We start from the raw sequence: 20,524 nt of genomic DNA, 5'->3' as shown, positions 1-20,524 counted from the left end.
CGTTAGCGGGGCGACATTCCTGCGGCCCGGTAGGCGTCGTCGACCATCGCCATGTTCGCGACGGCGTCGCCGGGGCCCATCGGAAGCTCGGTTCCGTGCTGCAGGTGACGCGCGAACGCCTCGAGCTGATACAAGTACGACGAGCGGGTTCCCAGATGCTCGGTACTGGTGGTGTTTCCGACGGTGATGCTCACGCGGTCGTCGGTGCTGGGCTTGATGTAGTTGTGCGCGAACGCTTCGCCCCTGGATCCGGTGACGCGCAGGGTGAACAGATAGTCCGGGTCCGTCATCGAGTTCAGGGTTGCACCTGTTGCGCCGCTGGGGAATTCGACGTTCGCGTCGAACGATTCGTCGACTCCCGGGTGCCGTTCGACGGCGCGTGCCTCGCGAACGGTCGGTTCGCCGCCCGCGTAGGCACCGAGGTGGCGCAGAACGTGCAGCCCGTAGCACCCGAGGTCCATCATGACGCCGCCGGCGAGGTCGAGTGACCACCGAAGATCATCGGGCTCGGGTGCGGGCATACGCATCTCGACCTCGACGTGGCGCAGTTCGCCCAGCGTGCCGTCGGCGACGAGTTGGAAGATCCGCTGCGTCACGGGGTGGAAGAGGTAGTGAAACCCTTCCATGACAACGATGTTCGCGGCGTCCGCCGCAGCGGAGACCCGGACGGCCTCCTCACGATCGCGCGAGAACGGTTTCTCGGTCAATACCGATTTGCCCGCACGGATCGCAGCCAGATTCCACGGAGCATGCAGCGAATTTGCCAGTGGGTTGTAGACGACGTCGACGTCCGGGTCGTCGACGACGTCCTGGTAGGACTCGAGCACGCGCTCGAATCCGTACTTGTCACCGAACGCCTCGGCACGCGCCTTGTCACGCGCAGCGCACGCGACGAGGCGGTGTCCGAGGGCGGTGGCGGGCTCGACGATTGCTTCCTCGGCGATTCGAGATGCACCGAGGACGCCGATCCTGAGTTGATTCACGTCTCAGGACGGTACCCGGGCCTCCACGACGCTCCGAAGGTAGGCGACGCTGGAAATGACGTCGCTCACAGGACCGGCACCGGCAGGCTCCTCGGCGAGAATGGTGTCCTGCTCGAGCACGAACCAGCCGTGGAAACCGGCGTCGAGCAGCTCGTTCACCACCTTCGCGATGTCGACGTCGCCCGTTCCGAGTGGCGTGTACATGCCCTGCGCGACGGCTTCGGTGTAGGTCAATTCACCGGCTTGCACGCGCCCGGCGAGCGCTGCGTCGACGTCCTTGAGGTGTGCATGGGTGATGCGTGACGCGTAGGCCTCCACCAGTTCGAGCGGGTTCGTTCCGCCGATGAGAAGGTGGCCGGTGTCGAGGCACAGTGGGATCGAGGAGCCGTCGAGCACGCGCAGCACCTCGTCGCGCTGTTCGATCATCGTTCCGACGTGCGGGTGAAGCACGGCGCGGATGCCCCGTTCCGCGGCAGCGGCTTGGAGTCGATCGAGGTTGCCGAGCAGTGTGTTCCACTGTGCGTCGTCGAGTTCGGGGCGTGAGTCGTAGCCGTCGCTGCCGGTGGCTGCCGCGAGGACGAGTACTTCGGCGCGGGAGGCGACGAACGCGTCGAGCAGGGGGGCGATGCCGGGCACCGGGTCGTGGTGGGCGTGATGCAGCAGCACGGGTGCGAAACCGCCGACGGATTTCAGGTCGTACTTGTCCAGGGTTGCGGCCAGCTCGTCGGGATCGGCGGGCAGGAACCCTTCGGGTCCGACCTCGGTGGCGGTCAATCCGGCGTCGCGCATCTCGGTCAGGACGCGCTGGGAGTCGATCTGGTATCCCCAGCCGGGAACTTCGCAGACGCCCCAGGAGATGGGCGCGCCGGCGATTCGGATGTCGGTGTGTGTCGTTGTCACAGTCGTACCTCGTCGATTCGCACCGGTCGGTGCTGTTGCAGGGACAGGGTGGCCGCCTCGGCGATGTAGGCCACTTCGAGCGCATCGCGTGCGGTGCAGGGGGATTCGATGCGTCCGGAGATCACGTCGACGAACGCGCCGAGCTCGGCCTGGTATGCCGAGGTGAAGCGGTCCATGAAGAACGAGTGAGGCGTCCCACCTGGGAACGTCGCACCGGATTCGAGGTTGCGCACCGGAACCTGCTGGTCCCAGCCGGCGACGACGGCGTCGTTCGATCCGTGCACCTCTAGGCGGCAGTCGTATCCGCGCGCGTTGTAGCGGGTGTTCGAGACGACGCCGATCGTTCCGTTCTCGAACGTGAGCGTCGTCGTAGCGGTATCGACGTCGCCGTACTCGGTGAACTTCGGGTCGCCCTGGTTGGACCCGGCCGCGTACACCTCGGTGACCTCTTGGCCGACGATCCACCGGACGATGTCGAAGTCGTGGACGCTGCAGTCACGGAAGATGCCCCCCGAGACCGCGACATAGTCGAGCGGCGGGGGCGCAGGATCGAGAGTGGTCGAGCGGACGGTGTGCAGCCATCCGAGATCGCCCGACGCAACAGCGTTCTTGGCCGCGGCGAACGCCGGTGCGAACCGGCGGTTGTAGCCGATCTGCACCTGGACGCCCGACGACTCGATGCCCTGGACGACGGCAAGGCTCTCGCCGGGGGTGGCGGCGATCGGCTTCTCGCAGAACACGGGGATGCCGGCGTCGACGCACGCGAGTACGAGCGAAGCATGTGCCGGAGTTGCCGCAGCGACGACAACTCCGTCGACTCCGGACTTCAACAATGCCTCAGCGCTGTCGACCGAGGTGGCGCCGAACTTCGAGGCGACTGCCTCCGTGACGGCGGGGCGCTCGTCGGTGACGACGAGTCCGTCGACCCCGGCGAGCGTGCTCAGTGTGTCGGTGTGAAATGCGCCGATCCGGCCAAGGCCGATGACGCCGACGGTTACGCCCATCTGTGGTGGTCTTTCTGCAGGAGAAATGTAGACCTCGAGTGTGACTCAGATCGAGGCGTAGGATCAACCGTCGGAACGCATCAAAAACGCCTCAGAGGATGGTCGTGACGCATCGCTACAAGGTCAGTGAGATCGCCCAGCAAGCCGGGCTCAGTCGCGCCACCGTCGACCGCGTACTTCACGAGCGGCCGGGGGTGCGCAGTGCTACCAGAGCGGAAGTGCAGCAAGCGATTTCCGACCTGGACAAACAGCGGTCACAGCTTCGTCTGAACGGCAGGAAGTTTCTGTTCGACGTCGTCATGCAGACACCCGCGCGCTTCTCGGCGGAATTCAGGGCGGCGCTGGAGGCGGAACTGCCGATGCTCTCGCCCGCCGTGGTTCGGTGCCGGTTCCACTTCCGGGAGACCGAATCGGTGACCGAGATGGTGGACACGCTGGGCCGGTTCACCGCGCGCGGATCGCACGGTGTCATCGTCAAGGCGCCGGACGACCCCGAGGTGGTGGAGGCGGTCGACCGGCTCGTGGCACTCGGTATTCCCGTCGTGACGTACGTGACCGACGTGCCGAGCAGCGCGCGGCTCGGCTACGTCGGCATCGACAATCGGGCGGCGGGATCCACCGCGGCCTACCTGGTCGACTCCTGGCTGGGCGACGCGCAGTCCTCGGTACTGATCTTGTTGACCAGCAACATCTTCAGGAACGAGGGGGAGAGGGAGATCGGGTTCCGCAGCACGTTGCGGGCGTTGGACTCCGGCAGACGCGTCGTCGAGATATCCGACAGTGAGGGGCTCGACTCGACGGTGGAGGAACGGGTCTCGGACGCGCTCGCGGAGTACCCGGACATCGAGGCCGTGTACTCCATCGGCGGCGGCAACACCGGCGCGGTCCGGGCGTTCGAACGGGCGGGCAGGAGGTGCCGGGTGTTCGTCGCACACGACCTCGACGGCGACAACCGGCCGCTGCTGCGCTCCGGAGCCTTGTCGGCCGTGCTGCACCACGACCTGCGCGCCGACGCCAGGACGGCCTGCCGCCTGCTGATGCAGGCCGCAGGTGCCGTCGACGGCGTCGCGGCCGAGCCGTCTCCGATCCAGATCGTGACGAGGTTCAACACCCCGGCTGTGCGCTGAGGGCTCCGGCGCGCGTCGTTACCGGGCGAACGGGCCGTCGGTGATGCCCAGCTGTCCGCGAATCGAGTCGATGATCGCCAACGTCTGCACGGCGTCCTCGATCGTGTGCACCGACGATTCGAGGCGTCCTTCGCCGATCGCGCGGGCAGCATCGACGGCTGCGTAGTGGAGACCGTCCACCTGCACGCCCTTGTCCTCGCGGTACTCGAGGGTCTCGCCGTCGCGGAGGGTCACGGTGAAGGATCCCGGCATGAAGAACGGGCCCTCGACCGTCAGCGTTCCGTCGCGGCCACAGATCGTCGCCGACGTCGGGGTGTTGCTCAGGATCGTGGTGTTCATGACCGAATGGTTGCCGCCGGTGTGGGTCAGCACGGCGGAGACCTGGCCGTTCAGTTCGTCGTTCGCGGGCTGGCCGACGGCGGTGATGGACTCGGGCGCACCCAGGATCGTGTGGATGAACGATGCGTCGTAGGTGCCGAGGTCCAGCAACGGGCCGCCTGCCAGTGCCGGGTCGTAGATGCGGTGGTCGGTGGTGAAGTACTCGCCGTGGTCCACCAGGACCGTCCGGATCGGGCCGAGCACGCCGCTGTCGACGATCTGCCGGAGTACGTCGAACTTCGGCAGGAACTTCGTCCACATGGCTTCGCCTACGAACACGCCTGCTTCGGCGGCGGCTGCACCGATCTCGGCGGCGCGAGTTGCATCGACGGCAAGTGGCTTCTCGACGAGCACGTGCTTGCCTGCGGCTATCGACGCCAGCGCGTTCGTGTGGTGTTCGGTGTGCGGCGTCGCGATGTAGACGACGTCGATGTCCGGATCGGCGAGCAGAGCGTCGTAGCTTCCGTAGGACTTCGGCAGGGAGTGGCGCCCGGCGAATTCCGCTGCGCGATCTTCGCTTCGGGAGGCCACGGCCACGACCTGCTGAGTCGAGTTCTTCGCCAGCGATTCGGCGAAGCGGTCCGCGATCCAGCCCGGACCGAGAATGCCCCAACGCAGTACCGGTGCCTCGTTCGGATTCGGCACGGTGGAGACGGGTAGCGAAGTCATCGGCAAACCTGTTCTGTCGAAGGGTAGTTTGTTAGGACATCAGGATGTAATACTCAGCACATGACTGTACGCGTTGGAATCATCGGAGTCGGCGTCATGGGTGCCGATCACGCTCGCAAGATCAACGGATCGATCTCGGGTGCGGAGGTGTCGGCAGTCGCCGATTTCGACACCGACCGGGCCAAGACCGTCGCCGCAGAGCTGAAGGCCGCAGACGTGGCGGCCGACGGCTTCGAGCTCATCGCCAGCGACTCGGTCGACGCGATCGTCGTGGCGTCGCACGACTCCACCCACGCCGAGCTCGTGCACGCCGCGCTCGCAGCGGGCAAGCAGGTCCTGTGCGAGAAGCCCCTCGCGCCGACGGCCGACCTGTGCCGCGAGATCATCGCCGCACAGGGCGACCGCAACCTCATCACCGTCGGGTTCATGCGCCGATTCGACCCCGCGTACAACGAACTCAAGCGCGCAGCGGCACCCGAGCGGATCGGCGACACCCTCGTTGCGCACTGCATCAGCCGCAACGTGGTGGCCGGTCCCGGCGACTCCGCCGCGACCATCACCAACTCCGCGATCCACGAGCTCGACATCATGCCGTGGCTGCTCGGCTCACCCATCACCGAGGTCAGCTGGCATGCGGGACGCACCAGCAAGTACTCGGGAGTTCGTCAGGACCCCCAGATCATGCTGCTGCGCACCGAATCCGACGTTCTCATGACCGTCGAACTGTTCGTGAACGCACGGTACGGTTACGACACGCGATGCGAGATCGTCGGGGAAGAAGGGATCGCGCAGTTCGCCATCCCGGCACATGTCATCGTCGACAGCGAACTCAAGCGCTCCATCGAATACCCCCTCGACTGGGTTCCCCGCTACGCCGAGGCCTACCGACTCGAACTCCAGGAATGGGTCGATTCGATCGAGGAAGGCCGCGCCTCCACCCTCGCCGACGCCGACGCGGGCCTGCGCGCCGGTCTCGTCGCCGACGCACTCGTGGTATCGATGAACGAGGGCGGCCGAACGGTCACCGTCGAATACTGATCGAAAGAGGTTCCATGACATCGACATTCCCGCTCGCCGACGGAACCGTCCTCCCCGCAGTGGGTCTGGGGACGGTTGTCGCCGACGGGGAAGACATGGCGGCGACGGTCACGTCGGCGCTCGAATCCGGTTACCGTCTGATCGACACCGCGCTGCGGTACGGCAGCGAGGAAGGCGTCGGACAGGCTGTCCGGGAGTCCGGCGTTCCTCGTGACGAGATTCTCGTGACGACGAAGATTCCCGGTCGCTACCACGGCTACGACGAGGCCAAGGAATCCGTCCGGCTCTCGCTGGAGAACCTGGGCCTGGAACGAATCGACCTGCTGCTCATCCACTGGCCCCTGCCGAAGGTGGACAAGTACGTGGACACGTGGCGTGCGATGATCGACCTCCAGCGTGACGGTGTCGCGACGTCGATCGGTGTTTCCAACTTCACCGAAGCGCATCTCGACCGGCTGGTGCAGGAGACCGGAGTTGCTCCGGTGGTCAACCAGATCGAGCTCCATCCGTACTTCCCCCAAGCAGGGTTGCGCGCGTACCACGCCGAGCACGGAATCGTCACCGAGAGCTGGAGTCCACTCGGTCGAGGCTCGGAGCTGTTGAAGGCCGACCCGGTTGCGGATGCAGCCGCCGCACACGACGTTTCGCCGGGCCAGGTGGTCCTGCGGTGGCACAATCAGCTCGGTTCGGTGTCGCTACCGAAGTCGTCCAACCCTGATCGTCAGCGCCAGAACCTCGACATCTTCGGTTTCACCCTGACCGACGACGAGGTGGCGGCGATCTCGTCACTGGAGCGTGGGCGTATCTGGGGCCAGGATCCCGACACCCACGAGGAGTTCTGACCGGCGCAGGCGCGTCGGTATTTCCTCGCGGGCTGGCGCTGCTCGTCGCCGGCGCGCTGTTCATGGAGATTCTGGACGCGACGGTCATCGCGACCGCTGTGCCCGCGATGGCCGAATCGTTCGGAGTGGATCCGGTCGACATCGGTATCGCCATCTCGTCGTACATCCTCACGCTCGCCGTTCTGATCCCGGCGAGCGGGTGGATGGCCGACCGCTTCGGTGTTCGACGTGTGTTCCTGGCTGCGATCGTGGTGTTCACCGCGGCGTCGATCGGGTGTGCGCTGAGCCCGACCCTTCCGGCTCTGGTCGTGGTGCGGGTACTGCAAGGCGTCGGCGGCGCCATGATGGTGCCGGTCGGCAGGCTGGCAGTGCTGCGCGCCACGACGAAAACCGAACTCGTGCGAGCGATCGCGTACCTCACCTGGCCTGCACTGACCGCGCCGGTCATCTCCCCCGCGGTCGGCGGCGCAATCGTCACCTATGCGTCCTGGCGGTGGATCTTCCTGATCAACGTGCCGCTCGGCATCATCGGATTCGTGGTGGGACTGCGGCTCGTGCGCGGCGTCGACGGCAGCCGGGCGCGTCGGCCACTCGACTGGCGCGGGTTGGTGGCTACTGCCGTCGGTGTCGCGGTGTTGATCGTGTCCCTAGACGGTGTTCGCACCGAGGGAACGAACTGGCTCACGGTGGGAACCGGCGTGGTCTTCGCGGCGCTGGTTCTGGCTGTCGCCGCTGTTCACCTGACCCGGACCGAGCATCCGCTGCTGGACCTGACGGTGCTGAAGATCGAATCGTTCCGCAACACCGCGACCTACGGATCGTTCTACCGCATGCTGATCACGGCTGTCCCGTTCCTGCTGCCGTTGATGTTCCAGCTTCGCTTCGGCTGGTCGCCGTTCGTCTCCGGACTGATGGTCATCGCTCTGTTCGCGGGCAACATCCTCGTCAAGCCGACGACGACGCCGCTCATGCGACGATTCGGAATCAGGACCGTCATCATCGCCGACGGAGCGTTGTCGGTGCTGTGCTTCGGAGCGATAGCACTCGTCGACGTGGACACGTCGCCGGTGATCATCGCTGCCGTCCTGGTGATCAGTGGGGCGTTGCGGTCCGTCGGATTCACCGCGTACAACACCCTGGCCTTCGCGGACATCGACAGCGACCGACTCACCCACGCCAACACGTTCCACGCGTCGGCTCAAGAGCTGTTCTCCGGATTGGGCGTCGCGCTGGGAGCAATCGCCCTGACCGTGTCCACCGGCGTCGTCGGCGGGTTGGGGTGGCAGTCGGGGCAGGCGTTCGCACTGTCCTTCGCCTCACTGGGGGTCCTCATGACCGTCGTGGTGGTCGGCGGCCTACTCCTCCCGTTCGACGCCGGTGCCGCGGTGACGAAGCCCAAGACCTCGGCCTGATCCACCCTGGTGGACGATGAGAATTTCCTCATCTCGGCTTCCTCTTCCTCTCACGTTCGACGGACATGCTTGCCATGTCACCGAAAGTCGGACATCGAAGGGAACACACCATGAGGAAAGTAGTCACACTCGCCGTCGCCGGATCCGCGGCGACACTTCTCGCACTCGGCGGAATCGGCGCCGTCGCACTCGCCGACGACAGCCCAGCGCCCGCACAGCTACCGACATCGACTCCGACCGCACCCGACTCCGCGCCGGCATCGCCGAACCCAACCGATCCAGGCGTACCACCGCAGCCGTTCGACGACGACTGGCACGACGACGACTGGGACGACCGGCACGATGATGACTGGGACGACCGGCACGACGATGACTGGGACGACCGGCACGACGATGACTGGGACGACCGGCACGACGACTGATTCCCCCTCGACGCAGCGGGGCCTGTCCGACCCACCACATACGCGAAAGGGCCGTGCATACGATCAGATCGTATGCACGGCCCTTTCACGCGATCAGCGGTGCGGCTACCCGCGACGCCGTGGCGACAGCGGTCTAGCGAGCGAACAACAGTGCGCGCTTGACTTCCTGGATCGCCTTGGTGACCTGGATGCCACGAGGGCATGCGTCGGTGCAGTTGAAGGTGGTGCGGCAGCGCCACACGCCTTCGACGTCGTTGAGGATGTCCAGACGCTCGGAGGCGCCTTCGTCGCGGCTGTCGAAGATGAACCGGTGTGCGTTGACGATGGCGGCCGGACCGAAGTAGCTGCCGTCGCTCCAGAAGACGGGGCACGACGTGGTGCAGCATGCACAGAGGATGCACTTGGTCGTGTCGTCGAACCGGGCGCGGTCGGCCTGGCTCTGGATGCGCTCACGCGTCGGCTCGTTGCCGCTGGCCATGAGGAACGGCTTGACGGCGCGGAAGGCATCGAAGAAGGGCTCCATGTCGACGATGAGGTCCTTCTCGACCGGCAGACCCCTGATGGGCTCGATCGTGATGGTCAACGACTTGGACGAGTCCTTCGGCAGCATGTCACGCATCAGCACCTTGCAGGCGAGACGGTTGACGCCGTTGATGCGCATGGCGTCGGAGCCGCAGACACCGTGTGCACAGGAGCGACGGAACGTCAGGGTGCCGTCGAGGTAGCCCTTCACGTACAGCAGCAGGTTGAGCAGGCGGTCCGTCGGCAGCGTCGGCACCTGGAAGCTGTCCCAGTGCTGTCCTTCGCCGTTCTCCGGGTTGAAGCGGGCGATCTTCAGGGTGACCATCACTGCACCGTTGGGCACGGGCGGCTCGGCGACCTGATCTGGCTTGTCGAGAGTGGGGGCGCTCATATCAGTACTTCCGCTCCATCGGCTCGTAACGGGTCTGGATTACCGGCTTGTAGTCCAGACGGATGTCGGTGAGCAGGCCAGTGCCTTCTTTGTAGGCCATGGTGTGCTTCATGTACTCGTCGTCGTTGCGGTTGGGGTAGTCCTCGCGTGCGTGTCCGCCGCGCGATTCCTTCCGGTTGAGTGCTCCGACGACCGTGACCTCTGCCATCTCGAGCAGGAAGCCGAGTTCGACGGCCTCGAGGAGATCGCTGTTGTAGCGAGTTCCCTTGTCCTGCACGGTGATGTGGTTGTACCGCTCCTTGAGGGCGCGGACGTCCTTCAGCGCGGTCTCGAGACGCTCCTCGGTACGGAACACCGAGGCGTTGTTGTCCATGGACTGCTGCAGCTCGGTGCGGATGTCCGCGACGCGCTCGTGGCCGTGGTCGGACAGAACGAGCTCGAGCCACTCCTCGACCATCTTCGCCGGCTCCTCCGGAAGCGGGGTGAAGTCCACGGAGTTGGCGTACTTGGCCGCTGCGATGCCCGAGCGACGTCCGAAGACGTTGATGTCGAGCAGCGAGTTCGTGCCGAGACGGTTTGCGCCGTGCACCGACACGCATGCGCACTCACCTGCCGCATAGAGGCCGGGGACGATGTCGTCGTTGTTGCGCAGCACCTCACCGTTGATCTTGGTGGGGATACCGCCCATGACGTAGTGGCACGTCGGGTAGACGGGCACGGGCTCCTTAACGGGGTCCACGCCGAGGTAGGTGCGCGAGAACTCCATGATGTCCGGGAGTTTCTCGTCGAGAACTTCCTCGGGGATGTGCGTGACGTCGATGTAGACGTAGTCCTTGTTGGGACCGCCACCGCGTCCTTCGAGTACCTCGAGGACCATCGAGCGCGCGACGATGTCGCGAGGTGCGAGGTCCTTGATGGTGGGGGCGTAGCGCTCCATGAAGCGCTCGCCGGACTCGTTGCGGAGGATGCCGCCCTCGCCTCGCACGGCCTCGGAGATGAGGATGCCGAGACCTGCGAGACCTGTCGGGTGGAACTGGTGGAACTCCATGTCCTCCAAGGGAAGTCCCTTGCGGAAGACGATGCCCATACCGTCGCCGGTGAGCGTGTGGGCATTGGAGGTGGTCTTGTACATCCGGCCCGAGCCGCCCGTCGCGAAGACGATCGACTTGGCGTGGAAGATGTGCAGTTCGCCCGTCGCCAACTCGTAGGCGATGATGCCGGTCGCAACCGGACCGTTGTCCGTCTCGGTCAAGCAGAGATCGAGCGCATAGAACTCGTTGTAGAACTCCACGTCGTGCTTGACGCAGTTCTGGTAGAGCGTCTGGAGGATCATGTGGCCGGTGCGGTCGGCGGCGTAACACGCACGTCGAACGGGGGCCTTGCCGTGGTCACGGGTGTGGCCACCGAAACGACGCTGGTCGATCTTGCCCTCGGGTGTCCGGTTGAACGGCAGACCCATCTTCTCGAGGTCCAGAACGGCGTCGATCGCTTCCTTGGCCATGATCTCGACGGCGTCCTGGTCGGCGAGGTAGTCGCCACCCTTGACGGTGTCGAAGGTGTGCCACTCCCAGTTGTCTTCCTCGACGTTGGCGAGCGCGGCACACATGCCACCCTGCGCGGCACCGGTGTGCGAGCGCGTCGGGTAGAGCTTGGTCAGTACCGCCGTGCGGGCCCGGGGGCCGGCTTCGATGGCTGCTCGCATGCCTGCGCCGCCGGCGCCGACGATGAGCACGTCATAACGATGTTCCTGCATGAATGCTTCAGTTCCCTTAGCTCGCCGAAATGTTCGGATCGAAGGTGAAGATGACGTAGGTGCCCAAGCCCATGATCAGGATCATCGACAGCACGAGCAGCGTCGTCAGCCAGAATCGGGTCGAGTCCTTACGCGAGTAGTCCGCGATGATGGTGCGCAGGCCGTTGCCTCCGTGCAGCTGAGCCAGCCACAGCATCGTCAGGTCCCAGAACTGCCAGAAGGGGCTCGACCAGCGTCCGGCGACGAACGCGAAGTTGATGCGGTGCACTCCCTCGTCGAGCATCAACATGATGAACATGTGGCCCAGAACGAGGACGACGAGCGCGAGTCCGGAGAAGCGCATGAACAGCCATGCGTACAGCTCGAAGTTGCCGCGGGACTTCCGGCGCGGCGAGCGCGGGTTGTCCAGGCTTGCCGGTCGGTCGTAGGTCTTGCCGAGGGACTTGGCCTCGGATCCGTGTGTCGTTGCCATCAGTGCCCGCTCGCTGTGAACATGTTGTAGAAGATTCGGCCCGCTCCCGGAATCATGACCACGATCCACACCGCGGCGATGACCCACAGCATCAGCTTCTGGTACTTCGGTCCCTTGGACCAGAAGTCGACCAGCATGACGCGGATGCCGTTGAGTGCGTGGTACAGCACTGCAGCGACGAGACCGATCTCCATGAGGCCGACGAGCGGCGTCTTGTAGGTGTCGATGATCGCGTCGTACGTCTCGGGGTTGACCCGGACCATTGCGGTGTCCAGAACGTGGACGAACAGGAAGAAGAACACCAACACACCGGTGATCCGGTGCAGAACCCAGGACCACATTCCGGGATCACCGCGGTACAGAGACCGCTTACGCTCCTTGGCCGGAGCGACTTCCGTCGTGCTACTCATCGAGTGCAAAGCCTCCAACGTCATTGGTGGACGCGTCGAGCCTGGTAGCCGGGGCTTGAATGCCTGGCTCGATTTGTCTTACTCCGGCTCCGAACGGTTATCGAATGCCGCCGTCTTCGAACTCTAAACCCATTGGAAACTTGGAACTAATTCGACTCGAGATTCGTACTGACCTGCATTTCGTTGTTAGGTTTGCCTTCCCAATTCTTCGGGATCGGTTCAGTCGTCTGTGGTGCACGGCGGACTCGCCCGTGATTTGATTGTGAACATGCCTGAAATCGACTGGAAAACGTTGCGAGACAAAGCTCATGAGGTTATGAGGCAAGCCTATGCGCCGTACTCCGACTATCCGGTCGGTGCCGCGGCTTTAGTGGACGATGGGCGAATTGTCACCGGATGCAATGTGGAAAATGTCTCATATGGTTTGGGGCTCTGCGCAGAGTGTGGGCTCGTGTCCAACCTTCATTCGACCGGAGGCGGACGTTTGGTCGCCTTCGCATGTTGCGACAGCCGCGGGCAGAAGTTGATGCCCTGCGGCCGATGCAGGCAGTTGTTGTTCGAGTTCGGCGGGGCCGGGTTGCTCGTCGACACCGCATCCGGACCGACCCCGCTGGGGGACCTGCTGCCGTCTGCCTTCGGTCCGGACGACCTCGAATCGGGCAGAGTGGGGAACCATGTCTGACGCAACTTCCGTCATCTCCGCCAAACGCGACGGCCACGAGCTCACCGCCGACCAGATCGATTGGGTGATCGACGCCTTCACTCGGGGCGTCGTCGCCGACGAGCAGATGGCCGCCCTCGCGATGGCCATCTTCTGGCGAGGCATGACGCGCTCCGAACTGAGCCGATGGACGTCGGCGATGATCGCGTCTGGATCGACGATGGACTTCAGCGGTCTGCCCCGGCCCACCGTCGACAAGCACTCGACGGGGGGAGTGGGTGACAAGATCACGTTGCCCCTCGCCCCGCTGGTGGCCGCCTGCGGCGCTGCGGTTCCCCAGCTGTCCGGTCGGGGGCTGGGCCACACCGGGGGCACGCTCGACAAGTTGGAGTCCATTTCTGGGTGGCGCGCGGACCTGACCGGCGACGACATCCACCGGATCCTCGCCGATCCCGCGGTCGGTGCCGTCGTCTGCGCCGCCAACGCGGACCTCGCGCCCGCCGACAAGAGGCTCTACGCCCTGCGTGACGTCACCGGAACCGTCGAGTCGATCCCGTTGATCGCCAGTTCCATCATGAGCAAGAAGATCGCCGAAGGAACCGGCGCACTCGTCCTGGACGTCAAGGTGGGCGCGGGCGCGTTCATGAAGAACCTCGCCGACGCTCGGACATTGGCGGAAGCCATGGTCGATCTCGGAAGCGACGCAGGTGTGCGCACCATCGCTCTTCTGACAGCGATGGATTCACCGCTCGGACTGACCGCAGGCAACGCGCTCGAAGTCGAGGAATCGCTGGAAGTTCTCGCCGGCGGAGGGCCCGCGGACATCGTCGAACTGACGGTCACGCTTGCCCGAACGATGCTGTCCGCAGCCGGAATCGAAGGTGTCGACCCCGCGGACAAGCTGGCCGACGGTACTGCCATGGACCGGTGGAAGGCGATGATCTCCGCGCAGGGCGGAGATCCGTCGGCTCCGCTTCCGGTCGCGGCGGAGTCGCACGACATCACCGCCGAGTCCGACGGTGTGATCACGGGCCTCGATGCGATGGGTGTGGGCGTCGCCGCCTGGAGGCTCGGCGCGGGGCGGGAGCGGCAGGGCGAGCCGGTGCAGGCGGGCGCCGGGGTACGTCTGCACGCGAAGCCTGGGGACCGCGTCACCGCCGGGCAGAAGATCGCCACCCTCTACACCGACACCCCCGAGAAGTTCGAGTACGCGACGGCGGCGATGGCCGACGCCTGGTCTTTCGGAGACACGTTCGAGGCGTCGCCTATCGTCCTGGAACGAGTGGGCGGGTAGCGCGCAGCCGTGGGTGCGGCGCGGGGCCGATGACACGCGAACGTTCGACGATCGCGCTACCGTCGGACCATGAGTACCGCGACCAGATCGACAGAGTCCACCGGCGGGTCGTCGCCGCTCGACCTCCCCACCATCAAGACCGCTCCGAAAGCACTGCTGCACGACCATCTCGACGGCGGTCTGCGGCCGCAGACCGTCCTGGAGCTCGCCGAGGAATGCGGATACGACGGCGTGCCCGCGACGGACGGACAGGCTCTCGGGGAGTGGTTTCGCACTGCCGCCGACAGTGGTTCGCTCGAGCGGTACCTCGAAACCTTCGCGCACACCGTTGCGGTGATGCAGACACCGGAGGGGTTGTCGAGGGTTGCGCGTGAGTGCGCCGAGGATCTCGCCGACGACGGGGTCATCTACGCAGAGGTCCGCTTCGCACCCGAGCAACATCTGGATCGAGGGCTCTCGCTCGACCAGGTCGTCGAGCACGTTCTCGAAGGATTCCGGGCCGGCGAGTCGGCGGCACGGGTGAACGGCAAGAGGATTCGGGTCGGTTGTCTGCTGACGGCCATGCGCCACGCGGCGCGGTCTCGGGAGATCGCCGAGCTGGCGGTGCGCTTCCGTGATCGCGGTGTCGTCGGGTTCGACATCGCCGGTGCGGAAGCAGGCTTCCCTCCGAGTCGTCACCTCGACGCATTCGAGTACATGCGAGCAGCCAACGCGCACTTCACCATCCACGCCGGTGAGGCCTTCGGGCTGCCGTCGATCCAGGAGGCCGTCGCGTTCTGCGGGACGGACCGACTCGGGCACGGAGTGCGAATCATCGACGACATCGACGTCTCCTCCGACGGTGTCCCGAACCTCGGCCTGCTCGCCGCATACGTGCGGGACAAGCGGATGCCCCTGGAACTGTGCCCCAGCTCCAACGTTCAGACAGGTGCAGTCGACAGCCTCGAGAAGCATCCGTTCGATCTGTTGGCCCGGCTGCGTTTCCGCGTCACCGTCAACACCGACAACCGGCTCATGAGCGACACCACCATGTCACGCGAGATGCACAAGCTGGTGAGCACATTCGGATACGGCTGGACGGACCTCGAGCGGTTCACCATCAATGCCATGAAGTCCGCGTTCATCCCGTTCGACGAACGACTCGAGCTGATCGACGACGTCGTCAAACCGGGTTACGCGGTACTCGTCGGCTGAACCGGCGAGCCGGCCACAGGTCACTCCTTGCGTAGGCGGGCCTCGAATTCGCGTTCGAGCGCCCGCCACGCCTCGGCTTCGACGGCGAACGGCGGACTCGGCGCCAGCCTGTTCGGATCCGGCTCGAGGGTGTACGACACGTACCACCCCAGAGGCGTGGAACTGGCGAGCGCTTCCTCCACCGAATCGTCGTCGGCGAAGTCCGCTGCATCGGTGAACAATTCGACGGCCAGATCCAGCTGGTCGGTATCCACCGAATCCGGACCCTCGGCGAGGTCGTCGGCCAGGCCGGGGAGGACGTAGACGTTGTCGTCGGTCACCTCGATCTGCAGTGAGCCGTCGATCGCGGCCGTCTGAACGTCGGCGAACGTGCTGACCTTGGCGAGATCGTGATCGTGATCGTCGGCGAGGTAGCGGGCCAGCGAACGCTCGGACCCGAACACGGTGATGGACCCGGTGCGCCCGAGGAAGATCGGCTCGTCGTCGATGTAGCACCGCAGGGTGTAGTAGGTGTCCTCGGACGTGATGATGCGTACCGGGTCGATACCGACACCCGCCCAGAAATCGTCCTCGGCGGCGTGCACGGCAATGGGATCCGGATCCTCCTCGGTGTCGCTCTCGCCGTCCTCGGTGTCCTCGTCGGGGTCGTCCTCGCTGAGATCGTCGGCGTCGACGATGTTCTCCGCGGCGGCCAGTAGTTCCGCCTCCGCGACGTCCACGGCCTTGGCGTCGACGTCGGGTGTGGTGACCACCGAGTCGATGGCGTCGATGATGTCGTCCCAGCTCTTGGCGATGGACGCACCGATGCGGTCCCACAGCTTCTGGCCGTCCTTGCCGACGTAGGCGTCGACGCCGAGACCCACCGAACCCAGGTGGGGGTTGCCGGCGAAGAACGAAGCGACAGAGTTGATCTCACAGACGTCGCCGATGGTCTGAACCATCTCGAAGATGGCAGTGAGCTCGGCCAGGACGTCGGAGTCGGGTTCCTCGGCGACGAGCTCTGGCACACCGACCAGATCGAACCGGTGTAGATCGTCGGGCTCGAGCTCGTTCGCCGCAAGCGAGGACACGACCGTCCACGACGGATGGTCGACGAGGTCGTTGTCGTTGTCGTTCCGGATGAATGCGGCGAGGTGAGCAACGGCTTCGAAGCCGTAGAGGTCTTCCTCGTGCCCGAGGAACGCCTCCCACTCGTCGTCGCCCTCTCGCCACTCCGGAGCCCACAGGGTGACGAAGTCGCCGCGGGTGAGACCAAGTTCGATCGGGATGATGTCGCCAGCCATGGCCGGAAGCCTATCTCAGGTCTCTGAGAGGGAACTTTGCATCCTGTCCAAGATCGCCGCGCGACGTTCGAGAGCTTCCCGCGCCGCGTCGGAGGACAGTTCGACGATTGCTCGTCCGAGGTCCCGGGCCGACGTTCCCGTGAGGTCGGGTGCCAGCTCCAGCGCGGTCAACGCACCGCTGCCGTCGACGGTGACCGACACGTGCCCGTCCTCGGTGCGACGTGTGACCTGCAGCGATGCCAGTGCCTCCGACGCGTCGTGCATGGTGTCCAGAGCACGGTCCGCGTGTGCCACGAGCATGTCGATCGGATCGGTCACAGTGGTGTCATCCACGACGACGGTGGCTGCTCGGTGTCCATCAGTTCGTTCTCCGCGTCCGCGACGTCGGATGCGGACGGCAGGCCGAGCATGTCCAGGACATCCCTGCTCATCCCCGATTGTTCGAGAAGTGTTCTCCGTTCGGCACGCGCCCGTTCGGTTGCGCGCCTGCAGAGATCGAGCACCGTGGCAGCCAATTCTGCACCGCCGTAGCGGAGTTCGGCCGAATCGATGTGAATGGACACAGGCAAGCCCGACTCTGATGCACGTACCCGTACCGAGTCGTCTCGAGTAGCCGCCTGCGCGATCATCGGCTCGCTCGTCGTCTCGTCCGTCATTCGGTGGGCCTGTAGAAGCCCTTGAAGCCCATGCCGGAGTTGGTCGTCCTGATCTCGCCGACCTGTACCGGGTCACCTGCTTCCACGAGTTGGCCGTTCCCGATGACCATCGCGACATGGCCGTCCCACACAGCCAGATCGCCCGGCATCAGCTCGTCCTGCCCGACCTGGGTGCCGACGTTCTGTTCCTGAGCCAGCCGCGGAATCTCGACTCCCTGCTCTCCGTACGCCCACTGGGTGAGCCCGCTGCAGTCGAGGCCCTGCCCGGGGGACGTGCCTCCCCAGACGTACGGAGTGCCCTGCTGAGTCAGAGCGCTTCTGACTGCACCCGCGGCTTGCTCGTTGGGAGCAGTCGCGACGCTGCCGTCGGGCAGAGCGACCTGAACGCCGCGGCCGGGCGCGCCGGTGTCGGCTGTCGTGCGGTCCGGAGTTCCGGTGTACATCGACATGCCCGACGGGGGAGGCGATGCGGCCGGACCCGAGGACGGTGAGAGGAGCGAGGACGGTGCGTCGGGCATCGAGGGTGCCGACGCGGACACCGTGCGAAGGAAGTTCTGACCGAACTGGCTTCCCGGATCGGATCCAGGCGCCGCGGCCGTCACGGTCCTGTCCGGGTCCGGGGCAGGGGAGGCGGCGGTGGGAGCAGCCCCGGCGGGCTCGGGAACCGGCGGTGGCGCCGCGTACGCGCCGATCTCCGCTGCGTGGCCGGCGAGCTCGGCTCGCACACGTGCGACGACGGCGAGCGCCCGCTGCAGATGATCGATTGCCGCACCGATCAGCATTGTCGACCCGGCCGGAGTGAACAGCACGGGTGCGGCAGTGGTGGCCACCGTGACGAAGGACTGCAGGATGCCGTGGAACTCGACAAGGCCGGCTTGTACCTTGTCGCATGCGCGGTCCACGACGGCCGCGATCTCGTCACCGTGCTCGGACAACCCGATCGCGCTCGTCTGCACCTGTCCGGCGAGGTCCAGCGCCGCCGTCGCGGCCGGACCACTCCACGTAGCAGCCAGTTCTCCGATGGCGGATCGCCCGATGCTCTGCACGGAGTCGAGTGCCCGAGACGACGATCTCAGTACATCCGCCGGACCACCTGCGGGAATGATTCCCGACCCGAATCCGCCCAGCAGATCCGTGATCGGTTTCGCCAGCACATCGATCACGCCAGGCTCGCAGCCGTCGACGCATCGGTGGTGTCGTACCCGGCGGCCGACGCGGACGCAGCAACCCCGATGCTCGCGACGGTGCCGGCCAGCCGGGACACCGCAGCGGTGTGGGCAGTGTGCACCGCGGTGAACGCGGCGAGAAATTCCGTCCCGATTGCGCCGAACACCGGCGCGAGCACGGCCGGGCCCGTCGCGGCCGTGGCGGCGGCCGCGACGGCGACCTCGGCCGCCATGGACCCCGCCGTCGACGAGAACGCGTGTATCCCCGCTGCCACTGCCGAAATCTCCGTCACCGGTTCCCCCAGGTTGCTCGAGCCGCTCGATCCGCGCAGGGAAATCCCTACATTTATCTTCGACGCAACCGAGGGCCGATCGGTTCCCACAATTATCCTTGGATCCATGGAAACTCACGTGGTCGAACATCCACTGGCCGCAGCACTGCTCACGAGGATGCGCGACGAGCGCAGCGACAACGCAACCTTCCGCTCCGCCCTTCGCCAACTCACCCACATGTTGGTCTACGAAGCCACCCGCGACGCGGCGATCGAGACGTTCGACGTCAAGACTCCGGTCGCCGTCACCAGTGGCACTCGGCTGAGCAAGCCGCCACTGCTGGTTCCCGTCCTTCGCGCAGGACTCGGAATGGTCGAGAAAGCGAGCGGTCTCATCCCGCAGTCCCGCGTCGGCTTCGTCGGGATGGCGCGTGACGAGCAGACGCACCAGCCGGTGCCGTACATGGAATCGCTGCCCGACGACCTGTCGACGACGCCCGTGTACGTGCTCGATCCCATGCTGGCGACCGGCGGGTCCATGGTTCACACGATCGAATTGCTCGTCGAGCGGGGTGCAGCGGATGTGACGTGCATCTGCGTCGTTGCCGCACCGGAGGGCGTGGCGGCGTTGGAGGCGTCGGGACTGCCGGTGCGACTGGTCGCCGCGAGCATCGACGACGGTCTGAACGAGGATGCCTTCATCGTTCCCGGGCTCGGCGACGCCGGTGACCGTCAGTTCGGTCCACGCTGAGCGTCTCGCTGGTCCTCGGGGTCACCTGGCCCGCGCAGGAGGGTGACCCTCGGTTGCGTGTGCTGGACGTCGAGTCGCGTGAGGTGAGAACGGTCGATCTGCGCGGCGGGCATCTCGGGTTCCACGCGCTCGGTGCCCAGCGCTGGTGCACCGGGCGTGTGGCGTTCGGGGCGGCGCCCGGATATGTACCGTGCCCCGATCAACGTCCCGTGGACAGCGGTAGTCAGTGCGAGGAGTGCGAGTCGAAGGATCCGTTCCGGTTCGTGCACACCGTCCACCGCGGAGGATTCGTGTCGAAGGATCTCGAACCTCATGTGATGCAACCGCATTGGTTGTACATCGCGACGTTCGCGGGCGGAGTGCACAAGGTCGGTACCGCAGCGGATACCAGGAAATGGGGCAGGCTCGCCGAGCAGGGAGCGGTCTGCGCCGAGTACGTGGCGCGGGCCGACGACGGCAAGATCGTACGGGTGCTCGAAGATCGCGTCACCGAGCGACTCCAGGTACGCCAAGCCGTCCGGTCGTCGGCGAAGGCCGCGGCCCTGGCCCTCCCCGTCGACACTGCACGGTTGGGTGCTGCGACGGCGTCACTGGCGACGACGGTGCGCGAGGACCTCGCTCCGGTGTCCGACGACCCCGGGTATCGCGTCGTCACCGAATCCTGGGAGGTGGCAGGGTTCCGCGACCTTGCCTCCGGCAACCGGCTCGCCTACCCCGGCGACCTCACGAGCGGCCCGCACGGATTCACCGTGAATGCCTGCATCGGTCAAACGGCCATCGTGGACATCACCACGTCGACCACGGGACGAGACGCCGCCGACGAGACGTTGTACGTGGTGGATCTGCACGCGCTGAAAGGGCGCCGAATCAGGTTCGGGGACTACACGTCCGACCTTCCCGCCGTCCAGACCGCACTGTTCTAGG

At 65.6% G+C, this 20,524-nt stretch carries 23 protein-coding genes; 10 read left to right on the top strand and 13 right to left on the bottom strand.

Translation table 11 applies throughout. From position 1 onward, the window contains the following. Window positions 1–2: 2 nt before the first annotated feature. From CH289_RS26160 to CH289_RS26150, 3 genes are read right to left on the bottom strand one after another with little or no spacing between them, the layout of a single operon-like run. Window positions 3–983, bottom strand: a complete 981-nt coding sequence (locus tag CH289_RS26160) for a Gfo/Idh/MocA family protein (protein ID WP_037160803.1) — start codon at window positions 981–983, stop codon at window positions 3–5. A 3-nt stretch (window positions 984–986) separates the two neighbouring features. Then, window positions 987–1,883, bottom strand: a complete 897-nt coding sequence (locus CH289_RS26155; protein WP_094728877.1) for a sugar phosphate isomerase/epimerase family protein — start codon at window positions 1,881–1,883, stop codon at window positions 987–989. Next, complete coding sequence (locus CH289_RS26150; protein WP_094728875.1) at window positions 1,880–2,887, bottom strand: Gfo/Idh/MocA family protein; 1,008 nt, start codon at window positions 2,885–2,887, stop codon at window positions 1,880–1,882. The genes CH289_RS26155 and CH289_RS26150 overlap by 4 nt, the downstream gene beginning before the upstream one ends. A 104-nt stretch (window positions 2,888–2,991) precedes the next feature. Here CH289_RS26150 and CH289_RS26145 point away from each other — a divergent pair, with 104 nt between their 5' ends. After that, a complete protein-coding gene (locus tag CH289_RS26145; protein WP_033190630.1) occupies window positions 2,992–4,014 on the top strand; it encodes a LacI family DNA-binding transcriptional regulator in 1,023 nt (340 codons plus the stop codon). Window positions 4,015–4,032: 18 nt separating this feature from the next. Here CH289_RS26145 and CH289_RS26140 read toward each other — a convergent pair whose 3' ends face one another. Beyond that, window positions 4,033–5,061 carry a Gfo/Idh/MocA family protein gene (locus tag CH289_RS26140; RefSeq protein ID WP_020112186.1) on the bottom strand — a complete coding sequence of 343 codons (1,029 nt, stop codon included), beginning with the start codon at window positions 5,059–5,061 and terminating at the stop codon, window positions 4,033–4,035. A 60-nt stretch (window positions 5,062–5,121) separates the two neighbouring features. Here CH289_RS26140 and CH289_RS26135 point away from each other — a divergent pair, with 60 nt between their 5' ends. The 4 genes from CH289_RS26135 (at window position 5,122) to CH289_RS26120 (ending at window position 8,775) form a co-directional block, all read left to right on the top strand. Then, window positions 5,122–6,099, top strand: a complete 978-nt coding sequence (locus tag CH289_RS26135; RefSeq protein ID WP_094728873.1) for a Gfo/Idh/MocA family oxidoreductase — start codon at window positions 5,122–5,124, stop codon at window positions 6,097–6,099. Between the two features lie 14 nt (window positions 6,100–6,113). Further along, entirely contained in the window at window positions 6,114–6,941 is an 828-nt protein-coding gene (locus CH289_RS26130; protein ID WP_094728871.1) for an aldo/keto reductase, read from the top strand. A gap of 32 nt (window positions 6,942–6,973) precedes the next feature. Next, on the top strand, window positions 6,974–8,353 hold the full coding sequence (locus CH289_RS26125; RefSeq protein WP_094728869.1) for an MFS transporter: 1,380 nt from the start codon (window positions 6,974–6,976) through the stop codon (window positions 8,351–8,353). A 110-nt stretch (window positions 8,354–8,463) separates the two neighbouring features. Further along, on the top strand, window positions 8,464–8,775 hold the full coding sequence (locus CH289_RS26120; RefSeq protein ID WP_020112183.1) for a hypothetical protein: 312 nt from the start codon (window positions 8,464–8,466) through the stop codon (window positions 8,773–8,775). 133 nt (window positions 8,776–8,908) lie between these two features. On the opposite strand, the gene CH289_RS26115 is transcribed toward CH289_RS26120, so the two are convergent. Genes CH289_RS26115 through sdhC form a run of 4 tightly spaced genes read right to left on the bottom strand, consistent with a single transcriptional unit; the run spans window position 8,909 to window position 12,323 of the window. After that, window positions 8,909–9,688: a succinate dehydrogenase iron-sulfur subunit gene (locus CH289_RS26115; RefSeq protein ID WP_019666216.1), complete on the bottom strand. Its 780-nt coding sequence runs from the start codon at window positions 9,686–9,688 to the stop codon at window positions 8,909–8,911. Between the two features lies 1 nt (window position 9,689). Then, window positions 9,690–11,441, bottom strand: coding sequence for a succinate dehydrogenase flavoprotein subunit (gene sdhA, locus CH289_RS26110; RefSeq protein WP_019666215.1), 1,752 nt, complete (start codon window positions 11,439–11,441; stop codon window positions 9,690–9,692). A 16-nt stretch (window positions 11,442–11,457) separates the two neighbouring features. Next, window positions 11,458–11,913, bottom strand: a complete 456-nt coding sequence (locus CH289_RS26105; RefSeq protein WP_019666214.1) for a succinate dehydrogenase hydrophobic membrane anchor subunit — start codon at window positions 11,911–11,913, stop codon at window positions 11,458–11,460. Beyond that, the gene (gene sdhC, locus CH289_RS26100; RefSeq protein WP_094620628.1) at window positions 11,913–12,323 is read right to left on the bottom strand and encodes a succinate dehydrogenase, cytochrome b556 subunit; all 411 of its coding nucleotides are present in this window, start codon (window positions 12,321–12,323) and stop codon (window positions 11,913–11,915) included. The genes CH289_RS26105 and sdhC overlap by 1 nt, the downstream gene beginning before the upstream one ends. A gap of 268 nt (window positions 12,324–12,591) precedes the next feature. Between sdhC and CH289_RS26095 the strand changes: the two genes are divergently transcribed. The 3 genes from CH289_RS26095 to CH289_RS26085 all read left to right on the top strand — a co-directional run bounded on the left by CH289_RS26095 (window position 12,592) and on the right by CH289_RS26085 (window position 15,472). Beyond that, entirely contained in the window at window positions 12,592–13,005 is a 414-nt protein-coding gene (locus CH289_RS26095; protein WP_026347967.1) for a cytidine deaminase, read from the top strand. Continuing rightward, window positions 12,998–14,278: a thymidine phosphorylase gene (locus CH289_RS26090; protein WP_020112181.1), complete on the top strand. Its 1,281-nt coding sequence runs from the start codon at window positions 12,998–13,000 to the stop codon at window positions 14,276–14,278. The genes CH289_RS26095 and CH289_RS26090 overlap by 8 nt, the downstream gene beginning before the upstream one ends. Window positions 14,279–14,347: 69 nt before the next feature. Next, complete coding sequence (locus CH289_RS26085; protein WP_033190492.1) at window positions 14,348–15,472, top strand: adenosine deaminase; 1,125 nt, start codon at window positions 14,348–14,350, stop codon at window positions 15,470–15,472. A gap of 20 nt (window positions 15,473–15,492) precedes the next feature. Here CH289_RS26085 and CH289_RS26080 read toward each other — a convergent pair whose 3' ends face one another. From CH289_RS26080 to CH289_RS26060, 5 genes are read right to left on the bottom strand one after another with little or no spacing between them, the layout of a single operon-like run. After that, complete coding sequence (locus CH289_RS26080; RefSeq protein WP_020112179.1) at window positions 15,493–16,755, bottom strand: hypothetical protein; 1,263 nt, start codon at window positions 16,753–16,755, stop codon at window positions 15,493–15,495. A 15-nt stretch (window positions 16,756–16,770) separates the two neighbouring features. Beyond that, window positions 16,771–17,073, bottom strand: a complete 303-nt coding sequence (locus CH289_RS26075; protein WP_230594146.1) for a YbaB/EbfC family nucleoid-associated protein — start codon at window positions 17,071–17,073, stop codon at window positions 16,771–16,773. Then, on the bottom strand, window positions 17,070–17,411 hold the full coding sequence (locus CH289_RS26070; protein ID WP_020112177.1) for a hypothetical protein: 342 nt from the start codon (window positions 17,409–17,411) through the stop codon (window positions 17,070–17,072). The genes CH289_RS26075 and CH289_RS26070 overlap by 4 nt, the downstream gene beginning before the upstream one ends. Further along, window positions 17,408–18,574 carry a C40 family peptidase gene (locus CH289_RS26065; protein WP_094728866.1) on the bottom strand — a complete coding sequence of 389 codons (1,167 nt, stop codon included), beginning with the start codon at window positions 18,572–18,574 and terminating at the stop codon, window positions 17,408–17,410. The genes CH289_RS26070 and CH289_RS26065 overlap by 4 nt, the downstream gene beginning before the upstream one ends. Continuing rightward, window positions 18,571–18,870, bottom strand: a complete 300-nt coding sequence (locus CH289_RS26060; protein WP_026347965.1) for a type VII secretion target — start codon at window positions 18,868–18,870, stop codon at window positions 18,571–18,573. The genes CH289_RS26065 and CH289_RS26060 overlap by 4 nt, the downstream gene beginning before the upstream one ends. A 106-nt stretch (window positions 18,871–18,976) precedes the next feature. Here CH289_RS26060 and upp point away from each other — a divergent pair, with 106 nt between their 5' ends. Together upp and CH289_RS26045 are read left to right on the top strand one after the other, a co-directional pair. Beyond that, window positions 18,977–19,600 carry a uracil phosphoribosyltransferase gene (upp, locus tag CH289_RS26055; protein ID WP_026347964.1) on the top strand — a complete coding sequence of 208 codons (624 nt, stop codon included), beginning with the start codon at window positions 18,977–18,979 and terminating at the stop codon, window positions 19,598–19,600. 59 nt (window positions 19,601–19,659) lie between these two features. Then, window positions 19,660–20,523, top strand: coding sequence for a DUF2797 domain-containing protein (locus CH289_RS26045; protein WP_256977559.1), 864 nt, complete (start codon window positions 19,660–19,662; stop codon window positions 20,521–20,523). The last annotated feature ends 1 nt before the right edge of the window (window position 20,524 follow it).

The organism is Rhodococcus sp. RS1C4 (genome assembly GCF_002258225.1).
Taxonomy (GTDB): Bacteria; Actinomycetota; Actinomycetes; order Mycobacteriales; family Mycobacteriaceae; genus Rhodococcoides; species Rhodococcoides fascians_E.
Note: the sequence above shows the minus strand (reverse complement) of the source record. Positions and strands in the feature narration are given on the sequence as shown.